This window comes from Nocardioides sp. (assembly GCF_016462705.1).
In the GTDB taxonomy this organism is placed as follows: domain Bacteria; phylum Actinomycetota; class Actinomycetes; order Propionibacteriales; family Nocardioidaceae; genus Nocardioides.
On the sequence record NZ_JAEMSS010000256.1, the window covers coordinates 1 to 4,593 of the forward strand.

Genomic DNA, 4,593 nt, shown 5'->3' on the forward strand with positions numbered 1-4,593 from the left:
CTCTTCTGCTGACCGAATTTCCTTCATAGCACTCACCTCACGGGTGAGCTTGGCGGCGCGGGTGTTGCGCTTGCCCTTCGCCTTGTCCCCGTCGCGGAACCGGTTCTTCCCCGTGCAGTCCTTCGCGCCGGCCTTCTTCGAGGTCTCGGAGGCGGACGGCGTCGTGTCGGCGCCGGCCTGCGTCGCGGTGTCCCCGTCACCGCCGGAGCCGTCGCTCGACCAGCTCAGCACCCGGCCGAAGCCGAGGACCAGCAGCACGGCGACCGTGAGGACCGCGAGCCGCCGACGCCGGTAGACGTGGGCAGGCACGGGTCCGCGCGTGCGTGATCCACGGGCCGACGGCATGGGGCCACGGTAGGGAGCGGACCGCCTCGGGCGGGGTACCCACGCCGAGTCACACCCGTAACACCGACCACAATGGCCCGGATGCCCGGGAACGATGCCCTCACCGAGCCGCTGCTCGCATGGTACGACGCCCACGCCCGCGAGCTGCCGTGGCGCGGGCCGTCGGCCAGCCCGTGGTCGGTCCTGGTCTCGGAGTTCATGCTCCAGCAGACGCCCGTGGCCCGGGTCGTCCCGGTGCACGAGGAGTGGCTGACCCGGTGGCCGTCCCCGGCAGCACTGGCCGCCGAGCCGGCCGGCGAGGCGGTCCGGGCCTGGGGCCGGCTCGGCTACCCGCGCCGCGCCCTCCGGCTGCACGCGGCGGCGACCGCCATCGTCGAGCGGCACGGCGGCGCGGTGCCGTCGGCGTACGACGAGCTCGTGACCCTGCCCGGCGTCGGTGACTACACCGCGGCGGCCGTGGCGACGTTCGCCTTCGGCCGGCGGCACGTGGTGCTCGACACCAACGTCCGGCGGGTGCTGGCCCGGCTCCTGGCGGGGCAGGAGCTGCCTGCGCCATCGGTCACCCGCGCCGAGCGGGACCGCGCGGCGGGAGTGCTGCCCGACGACGAGGTCACCGCGGCGACCTGGTCGATCGCGCTCATGGAGCTCGGCGCGCTCGTCTGCACCGCGCGGGCACCCGCCTGCGGGGACTGCCCGGTGTCCGGCGCGTGCACCTGGCGGTCGGCCGGCTACCCGTCGTACGACGGGCCGGCGCGACGCGCCCAGGCCTGGGCCGGCACCGACCGGCAGTGCCGCGGGCGGCTGATGGCCGTCTTGCGCGAGAGCGAGGGCCCGGTGCACCTCTCGCGTCTCGACGCGGCGTGGGCGGACTCAGGCCAGCGGACCCGCTGCCTCGCGGGACTCCTCGAGGACGGACTAGCCGTCCGGGTCGGCCCCGACACCGTCGCCCTCCCCTGACTTGTCGGCCTTGGCGGGAGTACGCAGCAGCTCCTCGGGCAGGGTCCACACCGCCCGGGCCCGCTCGGCCAGCGCCGCGTGCGCGGGGTCGGCCGCGAGCCGGTCGGCGGCGACGCCCAGCCGGGTGACCATCCCTCGCGACGTCCGCCCGGTGTGGAAGGGCCACTTGTTCTCTGGCTCGATGGCCCCCAGCATGGCCCGGATGCCGGACTCCCGGTCCGGCGCCAGCGGCTGAGGACGGTGCTTGCCCGCGAGCGGGTCGATCCTCTCGAGCAGACCCAGGTCACGCAGGGTCTCGAAGTCGTCCTCGGTCGTGCGCTCGAAGATGCGCAACAGGTAGTCGCGCAGCTTGCGCTCGGGCAGGCCCGCCTCGAGCAGGGTGCGCAGGGCCACCGCGGTGGGCTCACGCCCCGGCCGGAAGCTCACCTTGGTCCCGGACTCCAGGATGTTGGTCCACTTCCGCACGAACTCGTCGCCCGACCACGACTCGTAGTGCAGCAGCCGCGCGAGGTCGTCGTCGGAGGCGGACGGCACCTGCTCCTGGTCGACGTCGTGCACCGCGTGCAGCGTGATCCACCGGTCGAGCGCGGGCCTCAGACCGGACTTGCCCTCCACGTGGCCGTGGAAGTATCGGCCGTTGGCGGGCTCGTCGAGCACGCCCAGCACCTGCAGCAGCACCAGCTCGTCGGGCTTGAGGAGCCGCTTGAAGTGCGTGACCTCGCCACCCGGCCACTTCTTCCGGCTGACCGCCTCCAGCGGGGTCGCGCGCACCACCGAGACCTCGGCGGGCAGTGCCGCCAGGGCCGTCCGGTCGACCTGGAGCGCCTCGTCGCCGTCGATGTGGAACAGCCAGTCGTCGCTGGCCCGGTCGACCGCCAGGAGCGCCTTCACCACGTTCGCGTTGATGCGCTGCCTGGCGTTGAGCTGCCGGGGCCGCTTCCCCTGCCACCAGCTCTCCCCGGTCGCGATCGCCGTCACGTGCGGCTGCCGGTCGAGGGCCGCGGTGACCCGGGGCCGGGCGTCGTCGACGAACAGGAACATGTGGTCGACGCCGCCGGCCAGGTTGCGGGCCACGAACTGCTTGAGGCTGGGCACGGTGTCCTTGACCGTGCTCACCGTGAACAGCATGCGAGGGACCCTATCCGGGTACTCCGAAAGTTCCGCATGCCTCGTGATGGTCACCTAAGGTGGCCGCTCCGACGCTCACTCGTGGACAGGGACCAGCTTCGTTGATCGCCTCACCAGCACGCCCGTCGCTCCGGCGAGCGCTCGGCCTCCTGGTCTCGACCCTCGCCGCCTCACTGGTGCTGTCGCTGGCCCCGGCCACGGCCGCCGTCACGGCGGAGGACGAAAGGACGTCGACGTACAGCCCCCCGCTGGGCGCGGTCTTCTCCAGCCCGCTGGACCGCAACGGCGGCCGGGAGATCCTCCAGCAGGTCTACCGCTCCATCTACGCCTCCCCCAAGGGCTCGACGATCCGGCTCGTGGTCTGGAACTTCGCCGACCCGGCGATCACCACCGCGCTGATCGCCGCCGAGAAGCGCGGGGTGCACGTGCAGGTCGTCACGGCCGAGAGCACAAAGAACAAGCAGTGGTACCGGATCCGCGACGCGCTGTCGAAGAACACCAGCGACCGGAGCTTCGCCGTGCGCTGCCACAACGCGTGCCGCACCGACCGGTTCGTGATGCACGCCAAGATCTTCCTGTTCAGCAAGGCCGGCAAGCGCCGGCACGTGAGCATGTTCGGCTCAACGAACCTCACGAAGGCGGCCGGCAACCGGCAGTGGAACGACCAGACGACCACCGCCAACAAGGGCCTCTACGACTTCTTCGTCGAGACGTTCAAGGAGTACGCCGCCGACCGGCCGGTGTCGGACGGCGGCGAGGTCTACGACAACGGCCGCTACCAGGTCGTCCTGTTCCCGGTGCCCGAGACCAACCCCATCGCCGAGGCGCTGGAGAAGGTCAAGTGCCACCCGCCCAAGGGCAGCGGCGTCAAGGGCCGCACGGTGGTGAGGATCGCGATCGCCGGCTGGTTCGACGAGTTCGGTCTCAACATCGCCCGTCAGGTGCGCCGGCTGTGGGACAACGGCTGTGACCTGCGCATCGTCACCACGCTCGCGGGCCGCAAGATCAACCGGGTGCTGAAGCAGCGCTACGGTCGGGGCCGGGTGCCGATCCGCCAGGTGACCATCGACAAGGACGGCGACCGCATCCCCGAGTACTACATGCACATGAAGTCGATCGCGGTCGACGGCCACTACGACGGCGACCCCCGCGCGCACATGCTGTTCACGGGTTCGCCCAACTGGAGCGGGGAGGCCCGGTCGTCCGACGAGGTGTGGGTGACGGTGCGGGACGCCAGGCAGCTGGTCAAGGACTACATCCGGTTCACGGACCGGATGTTCTCCGGCCCGTTCGCACACGGCCGCATCCAGAACATGCACCGGCCGTTGACGGGTGCCGCGCGCTTCCACGGGTACTACGAGCTCTCCTGAGCCTCCGCCTGGACGAGGCTGAGCCCGAGACACCGATCGGTGTCTCGGGCTCAGTCTGTGATCACGCGGGCGGCGGGCCGAGGCCCGCGACGCCTCACTCGTCCGGTGTGGCCCGCGGAACGTCGATCGGGCCCTCGGAGTCGTCCGGGCCCTCGACCGGCGACGCGTCGCCCACCGCCACCTCGGCGGTCTCGAACGGCGGCAGGTCGGGCAGCTCGCCGACCTTCTGCCCCTCGAAGGTGAACGTCGCAGTCGGACCCTCGCCCTCGACGTCGACCAGCACGATCTGACCCGGGCCGACCTCGCCGTAGAGCATCTTCTCGGCGAGGATGTCCTCGATCTCGCGCTGGACGGTGCGGCGCAGCGGCCGGGCGCCCAGCACCGGGTCGAAGCCCCGCTCGGCGAGCAGGTTCTTCGCGTTCTGGGTCAGCTCGATTCGCATGTCGCGGTCGCGCATCCGCAGCTCCACCGAGGCGATCATGTTGTCGACCATGTGGACGATCTGCTCGCGGGTCAGTGGCGGGAACACGATGATCTCGTCGACGCGGTTGAGGAACTCGGGACGGAAGTGCTGCTTGAGCTCCTCCTGCACCTTGCTCTTCATCCGCTCGTAGGACCCCGCGGCGTCGCCGGACTGCTGGAAGCCGAGGTTGATGCCCTTGGCGATGTCCTTGGTGCCGAGGTTGGTGGTCATGATGATCACGGTGTTCTTGAAGTCCACGACCCGGCCCTGCGAGTCGGTCAGGCGGCCTTCCTCCAGGATCTGCAGCAGGCTGTTGAAGATGTCCGGGTG

The 4,593-nt window shown here is 70.9% G+C and carries 5 protein-coding genes; 2 read left to right on the forward strand and 3 right to left on the reverse strand.

The window, feature by feature from the left end; translation table 11 throughout:
* Positions 1-309 (reverse strand): hypothetical protein (locus JHD21_RS20810; protein WP_292679308.1); only part of this gene is annotated, 309 nt, incomplete at its 3' end.
* Positions 310-426: 117 nt separating this feature from the next.
* Here JHD21_RS20810 and JHD21_RS20815 point away from each other — a divergent pair.
* Positions 427-1,302, forward strand: coding sequence for an A/G-specific adenine glycosylase (locus tag JHD21_RS20815; RefSeq protein WP_292679310.1), 876 nt, complete (start codon positions 427-429; stop codon positions 1,300-1,302).
* On the opposite strand, the gene JHD21_RS20820 is transcribed toward JHD21_RS20815, so the two are convergent.
* Complete coding sequence (locus JHD21_RS20820; RefSeq protein WP_292679312.1) at positions 1,261-2,430, reverse strand: glycosyltransferase family 2 protein; 1,170 nt, start codon at positions 2,428-2,430, stop codon at positions 1,261-1,263. The genes JHD21_RS20815 and JHD21_RS20820 overlap by 42 nt on opposite strands.
* Positions 2,431-2,531: 101 nt before the next feature.
* On the opposite strand from JHD21_RS20820, the gene JHD21_RS20825 reads away from it, so the two are divergent.
* Complete coding sequence (locus JHD21_RS20825) at positions 2,532-3,800, forward strand: phospholipase D-like domain-containing protein (RefSeq protein WP_292679315.1); 1,269 nt, start codon at positions 2,532-2,534, stop codon at positions 3,798-3,800.
* A gap of 94 nt (positions 3,801-3,894) precedes the next feature.
* On the opposite strand, the gene JHD21_RS20830 is transcribed toward JHD21_RS20825, so the two are convergent.
* A partial coding sequence (locus JHD21_RS20830) for an AAA family ATPase (protein WP_292679317.1) occupies positions 3,895-4,593 on the reverse strand: 699 nt, incomplete at its 5' end.